Source organism: Chryseobacterium sp. SSA4.19, assembly GCF_022601875.1.
Classification (GTDB): domain Bacteria; phylum Bacteroidota; class Bacteroidia; order Flavobacteriales; family Weeksellaceae; genus Chryseobacterium.
In genome coordinates this window covers 35,307-42,120 of the sequence record NZ_JAKVIP010000030.1, presented here as the reverse complement: position 1 = coordinate 42,120, position 6,814 = coordinate 35,307, and the positions used below count along the sequence as shown (strand labels likewise).

Here is a 6,814-nt window from a genome sequence, read left to right as displayed (position 1 = left end):
GGTTTCAAGGCTTTACTGATAAGATTTGAAAAACTGGATATTACCTGGAAAAGCCTGCACTTTTTAGCATTTTCATTAAGACTAATCAAAAAATTAAAAGTTTAAACAACTTCAATAACATTTATATGAAATTTCTTTTTACTTTCTTATTCTTTATAATTTTTCTCGCCCAACAGTCACTGACTGCACAGACTACAAAATGGGCAGTCAGTATTGGCGACGTATATATAGATACAGCTTCAGATGTTGCGATAGATGCTACCGGTAATGTATATGCTGTCGGCTACTTTAAAGGTGTTGTTGATTTTAATCCAGGACCGATATACAATCCAATCAATACTTTAAATCCTAATCAGACTAAAGGAAATCTGTACTGTGTAAAACTGGATCCTAATGGAAACCTGATCTGGGTGAAACAGGTAGGCGGAGTATTTCAAAACGATGTAAGTGTAGTCGATCAGAATCTTGACCGATTTCCTAAAATAGCTTTAGACGGTGCTGGAAATGTTTATGTAAGCGGCATCTACGATTATCGCGTCAATTTTGACACCAGCTCAAACAGCTCGTTTTACCTGCCAAATACTTCAACAATGTATACATCATTCCAGTTTGTTTGCAAACTTACTTCTAATGGAGGTTTCGTTTGGGCAAAGCAGGTTGGTGGGAATGACATTTCCAATTGCAGGTTTAATAATATGAAAGTTGACACTGCCGGAAATGTTTATATGGCAGGAAATTTCATCACAACAATAGATTTTGATCCGGGAGCAGGTAGTTTTAATATGACCTCTGATAATTTGTCGGATATATTTTTTATGAAACTTGATACTAACGGTGACTTTGTCTATGCAAAACAGATTGGTAATACCGGAAATGAACAACGACTCGAAGATTTAAGCGTTGATGGTCAAAATCTATATCTCACTGGTGCTTACAGCGGAACGGTTGATTTTAACCCAGGAAGCGAAGTCAATAATTTAACTTCTTCAAGTGCAGCTAGTGATATTTTTGTAGCAAAATACAGCCTTGCCGACGGAAGCTACCAATGGGCCAAAACTTTTGGTTCTCCTACAGGTTGGGACTCTGGTTATGCGATTGATACAGACAGCAATGGCAATGTATACTGTACAGGTACTTTTAGAGAAACTGTAGATTTCAATCCAAATTCTGTTGCCGTTAACAATTTGACTTCAATCGGAGGTTTAAGCACCTATATTTTAAAATTAAACAGCAGTGGTGAATTTGTTTGGGTAAGGAATTTTGGAGCCAAGCAGGGAATCTACAATTATGAAGCAAAATCGAAAGATTTGTCAGTCAACGGAGACCGTGTTTTTGTTACAGGCTATTATTTAGTGCAAATGGTGGACGGCAACGAGCAACCCCTATTCTCATCAACCTCAGGCAATTACGACATTTCCATCATTGCACTTACAACAGATGGTGATTACTTCTGGGGGAAAGGTTTTGGCGGACAACTGGAAGATCGTGGCTTAGCAATCCGTTTTCGAAAAAATACCAACGATATGGTATTGGTAGGTCAGTATAAAGGTCTTACTGATTTCTCGGGAATAACGTTAGGATCAGGGATTATAAGTAATTATGACGGATTTATTTTAAAAATGAATTTTGATAATTTACTGGATGTGAATGAAACCAATAAGCAAAATAATATCACCGTATATCCTAATCCCACTTCTGATGTAATTAATATCAATTCTAAGTCTAAAATTTCAAAAATAGAAATACACTCCGCAGACGGTAAACTTATTTTATCAAAAGATATTCAGGGAATTTCAGCAAGTGTGAATATTAATACATTGCCAAGCGGCGTCTATTTTGTAAATACATTAACCGGCAAAGAGAATAACTACCAGAAAATAATTAAAAAGTAATATTTTATCTACAATAAACACATAGAAATTCATATCCAGCAGATATGAATTTTTTTTACCTAAATTTTTTGACATCATTTATTTTAACTAATTCATCATTTCCCCATCTAAAATTACGAACCATTGTAAAAAAATGAAAATGAAAGAAATGCTATCTGTTATTATGTTGAGTATTTTTACTTTAGGATGTGCTCAGGAAGTTCCTAGGGTCTCACAAACTGAGTTTTCAAAGGAAGCTCTTAGCCAGAAAATGGAAGATGAACAAGGAAAAAGCATATCTATCCAACAAGTCCTGGATCAGCATAAAGGAAAAATAGTCGTTCTTGATTTCTGGGCAGGCTGGTGTAGGGACTGTCTTAAAGCACTTCCCAAAGCAAAGGAACTTGAAGAACATAATAAAGGGATTGATTTTATATTTTTTTCCCTTGACCGTTCAAAAGAAGGGTTTGATAGAAGCCTGGAACGTTTTGATATGAAAGATAAAGAAAATTACTGGTTTTCTTCCGGATGGAAAAATGATTTCAATAATTACATTGATTTAAACTGGATTCCGAGATATATGGTCATCGATCAGAAATCCACTATTGCCAAGTACTACGCTATTTCTCCGGAAGACCCGGACATCCAGGCGACCATTGACCGTCTTTTGAAATAGGATTTGGTATTTGCAATTTAAGTGGTAAAGTCCATTACTTAGAATAACAGGTTAATATAAAAATTATGAATCCATATCTTTGCGGTATGGATTCTTCTTTTCCGATACGAAAAATTATTCACGTGGATATGGATGCATTTTATGCTTCTGTAGAACAGCATGATAATCCTTCTTTAAAAGGAAAAGCTATTGCCGTGGGCGGGCAGCACCGTGGCGTGGTAGCCGCAGCCAGCTATGAAGCGAGAAAATTCGGAGTGCGTTCTGCCATGCCCAGCAAAACGGCAAAAGAAAAATGCCCGCATCTTATTTTTGTATCTCCGCGCTTTCCGCGTTATAAAGAAATATCAAGGCAGATCCGTGAAATTTTTTACGAATATACCGATCTGGTAGAACCTTTGTCGTTAGATGAAGCCTATCTTGATGTTACAGAAAATAAGAAAGGAATAGAATCGGCCAACCAGATTGCAAAGGAAATCCGGCAAAAAATTTTCGAACAAACCGGCTTAACGGCTTCTGCAGGGATTTCCGTAAATAAATTCCTTGCGAAAGTAGCCTCAGACATTAATAAGCCGAACGGACAAAAAACCATCCATCCCGATAAGCTGGAAGGCTTCCTTGAAGAATTGCCCGTCGAAAAATTCTACGGCGTAGGAAAAGTAACGGCCAATAAAATGTTCAGTTTAGGTATTTACAAAGGAAAAGATCTTAAAAAAAGATCGATAGAAGATCTTACCACGCTATTTGGAAAATCAGGAGCCTACTATTATAATGTCGTCCGCGGCATCCATACTTCTGAAGTAAAACCTCACCGGATCCAGAAGAGTGTCGCAGTAGAAAGAACTTTTCTGGAAGATCTTTTTGACGAGCTGCAGATCAATGAAAAGCTGCAGAGCTTAAGCGAAGAACTCCATACCCGACTACAGAAAAACAACATTCAGGGAAGATCACTAACTTTAAAAATAAAGTACAAGGATTTCTCACTCTTTACCAGAAGCATAACAAAGGAAACTTATTTTTCATCACCGGAACAGTATTTCAATACCGGAAAAAAACTTTGGGAACTTAGGCCTTTCGATAAACCCGTCCGTTTACTGGGATTATCCCTTTCCCATCTGAATACGGAAGAAAAGAAACTTGTTTCCGTTCAGTTAAAAATCCCGTTTACCGAATTTGAGGACTGATGGTCTGATTTTTTCACTATATTGTAGAAACCAATTTACAATTTATGAATGAGACGATGATTCAGTATTTCCACTGGTATATAGAAGAAGGTGGAAAACTGTGGAAACAGGCAGAAAAAGAAGCAGATTATTTAGCCGAACTCGGAATTACTTCCATATGGTTCCCACCGGCTTATAAAGGCGCGGGCGGGGAACATTCTGTAGGATATGATACATATGACCTTTTTGACTTGGGGGAATTTGATCAGAAAGGAACAGTAGCTACAAAATATGGAACCAAGGATGATTACCTCAGCGCGATTAAAGCAATGAAAGAACGTAACATCAAGGTGATTGTAGACATTGTACTGAACCATAAAGGAGGTGGTGATGAATTGGAAACGTTTAAGGTCGTAAAAGTAGATGAAGAAGACCGGGAGAAAATTATTTCAGATGAATTTGATATTCAATCCTATACAAAATTTAACTTTCCTGCAAGGAATAAAAAATATTCTGATTTTGAATGGAACTTTACCTGTTTCAGCGGCGTAGATTATGCCGAAGGAATGGATTCCCATATTTATAAGATCAAATCCGAATACGGAGACGGCTGGGAAGAAATGATTGATGATGAAAAAGGAAATTATGATTACCTGATGTTCAATGATATCGAACACAGGAATCCTCATGTTCGGGAAGAACTTAACTATTGGGCCAAATGGTACTTCGACCAGACCGACTTTGACGGTGTAAGACTTGATGCCGTAAAGCATATTTCTTATGATTTCTATAAAGAATGGCTTACCCTGTTACGCTCCAATACAGGCAAAAATATTTTTGCCGTCGGAGAATATTGGGCTCCGGGCCGTTTGCCATTGCTTCAAAAGTACATTGATGTTACCGAAGGGTGTATGAGCCTTTTTGACAGCTCTTTACATCATAACTTCCATAACGCCTCTAATGAAGGAAGCTCTTATGACCTGAGAAGGATTTTTGATTCAACCTTAACAAAAGAGGATCCACTTCATTCAGTAACCTTGGTAGACAATCATGATACTCAGCCTTTGCAGGATTTGGAAGCTCCTGTGGAAAGTTGGTTTAAGCCGTTGGCCTATGCACTGATTCTATTGAGGCAGGACGGATATCCGTGTATATTTTACCCTGACCTGTACGGAGCCCATTATGTTGATAAAGACCGGGAAGGCAATGACCAGGAAATATTCCTGGATAAAGTGGACGGGATTGAAGAATTGATGAAAGCTCGTAAACATTATGCTTATGGTGAACAAAGAGACTATTTCGAAGATGCCAACTGCCTGGGATGGGTTCGTGAAGGAGATGAAGAGCATTCGGGATGTGCCATAGTACTGAGCAATAAAGACGCGTATGAAAAGCCTATGGAAATGGGTAAAAAATATATCGGAAAAACATTTTATGACCTGTTAGGCAGAATTGAAGATAAAGTGACTGTCGATGAAAACGGCTGGGGAAATTTCCCGGTTCCTGCCGGTAATGTAAGCGTTTGGATTGCTGAATAATATTCACTTTTCAAAGATTATAAAAGTTGTTATTCTGTAGTACTGGTAGTATTCGATACTACAGAATAATAAACTACTTTTATCGTTTAAAGATGCTGCTAAACTTTAAGAAGATTGAGAATCTCCGGTTTTTCAGAATGGTCTGAAATGTTTCCGTTTCTGGCAAACTCTGCCCAAAGGGCACGAATCTTTTTACCGTTTTCAAAAACATATTCCCACGGAACATCTTTTAAAAGTTCAGAATCTTTCCATGCAGATTCATTGGCAAAAATTAAAGGCAGGTCTACGCAGTGTGATGCCCCGATATAATTATTCTTAAGTTTTGAATGAATTCTGAAAAGATAAATATTTCCTCCTCCTTTTGCATAATTTTCCGAAAAAATCTGAGCCGGCTTTTCGTAGATTGATTTTGTAGTAGACCGGACAATAAAATTGAGTATCTTTTCATTTAAATAAGTATAGATTCCCTCTTGTGCCGTTTTTACATAAAATGAGGTCTCATCCTGATTTGAACCCATTAACACATCATATTTACCCGCGTTTTCCCTCCATTTTACGAGGCTGTCTTCTTCTTTACATAAAGGAGGGTAGCCATATTGGATACAAAACGGCATCGAAGTTTTTAAGCCATATTTTTTGAAAGAGGGTAAAAACTTCACATATCCTTCCACCATTTTTAAAGGATCAAGCTCGTTTTTGAGGCTTTCTGTTTTCAGGAAAAACTCGTAAGACATTTTCTGCCTTTTGTGCCTGAATCCCAATGGTGCACTGTGAATAATCGCCCGATGAAACAATCCTTCAACTCCTTCGGAAATCATGAGATGAGCAATGGCATCACCTCCTGAAGACTGCCCGAAAAGGGTAATATTACCAGGATTTCCTCCAAAAGACCGTATATTTCGCCTGATCCATTTCAAAGCTTCTATGATATCAAACAATCCCAGGTTTGCCGGCCTGTCATTGGTCCCACCCAAAAAACCGAACAATCCCAACCGATAAGAAACCGAAACGACTATGATATTCTGCTCCTTTACCCAAACCGATGGATCGGAAGTCGGAAGGTCGCCACATCCTATTTCATACGATCCTCCGTGAATCCAGACGATCACAGGCAGTTCTTCATTTTCATTAATATATTCAGGACGTGTTATCGTCAGAAACTGTGTCGATTCATCAGGCTCAAAATTTCCCAGCACTGTTTTTTGGATCAGCCTCTCCAGTAATGGACTTATATTTTGTGGACAAACAGGTATCTTATCTGCAATCCCTTCTGAATCAGCAGACTGAAGAGAGACAGGTTTTTTAAACCTCTCAGAACGTGCATACCGGATACTCCTGGCTCTTATAACACCATGTTCCTTCAATGCTGGAATTTTCCCGAAAGGCGTATTAAAAATATGTATTCCTGTATTCTGTTGTGCAGTCATACCTTATATCAAATTTATTCTTTAATAAATTTACTATTTTTCTATTTCAATACAACAGATTCAGGCTTATTATTATGTAAAGATGAGATTCCTAAAAGAAAATCCAGAAAACACTTGACTTTTACGACCAGTATATTATTAT

Annotated in this window: 5 protein-coding genes; 4 read left to right on the top strand and 1 reads right to left on the bottom strand. The window is 37.7% G+C overall.

The window, feature by feature from the left end; genetic code table 11:
* The first annotated feature begins 125 nt into the window (after nt 1-125).
* The 4 genes from MKJ01_RS16785 to MKJ01_RS16770 all read left to right on the top strand — a co-directional run bounded on the left by MKJ01_RS16785 (nt 126) and on the right by MKJ01_RS16770 (nt 5,245).
* Nucleotides 126-1,892, top strand: coding sequence for a T9SS type A sorting domain-containing protein (locus MKJ01_RS16785; protein ID WP_241615319.1), 1,767 nt, complete (start codon nt 126-128; stop codon nt 1,890-1,892).
* Between the two features lie 139 nt (nt 1,893-2,031).
* A complete protein-coding gene (locus MKJ01_RS16780) occupies nt 2,032-2,547 on the top strand; it encodes a thioredoxin family protein (RefSeq protein WP_241615318.1) in 516 nt (171 codons plus the stop codon).
* An 86-nt stretch (nt 2,548-2,633) separates the two neighbouring features.
* Nucleotides 2,634-3,728 carry a DNA polymerase IV gene (gene dinB / locus MKJ01_RS16775; RefSeq protein WP_241632703.1) on the top strand — a complete coding sequence of 365 codons (1,095 nt, stop codon included), beginning with the start codon at nt 2,634-2,636 and terminating at the stop codon, nt 3,726-3,728.
* A 44-nt stretch (nt 3,729-3,772) separates the two neighbouring features.
* Entirely contained in the window at nt 3,773-5,245 is a 1,473-nt protein-coding gene (locus tag MKJ01_RS16770; RefSeq protein ID WP_241615316.1) for an alpha-amylase, read from the top strand.
* A 98-nt stretch (nt 5,246-5,343) separates the two neighbouring features.
* On the opposite strand, the gene MKJ01_RS16765 is transcribed toward MKJ01_RS16770, so the two are convergent.
* Complete coding sequence (locus MKJ01_RS16765; protein ID WP_241615315.1) at nt 5,344-6,672, bottom strand: carboxylesterase family protein; 1,329 nt, start codon at nt 6,670-6,672, stop codon at nt 5,344-5,346.
* Nucleotides 6,673-6,814 lie beyond the last annotated feature (142 nt).

What these genes read in the sequence shown, in the direction of transcription:
- MKJ01_RS16785 (WP_241615319.1), top strand. Translation starts at nt 126, where the DNA reads ATGAAATTTCTTTTTACTTTCTTATTCTTTATAATTTTTCTCGCCCAA.
- MKJ01_RS16780 (WP_241615318.1), top strand. Translation starts at nt 2,032, where the DNA reads ATGAAAGAAATGCTATCTGTTATTATGTTGAGTATTTTTACTTTAGGA.
- dinB (WP_241632703.1), top strand. Translation starts at nt 2,634, where the DNA reads ATGGATTCTTCTTTTCCGATACGAAAAATTATTCACGTGGATATGGAT.
- MKJ01_RS16770 (WP_241615316.1), top strand. Translation starts at nt 3,773, where the DNA reads ATGAATGAGACGATGATTCAGTATTTCCACTGGTATATAGAAGAAGGT.
- MKJ01_RS16765 (WP_241615315.1), bottom strand. Translation starts at nt 6,672, where the DNA reads ATGACTGCACAACAGAATACAGGAATACATATTTTTAATACGCCTTTC.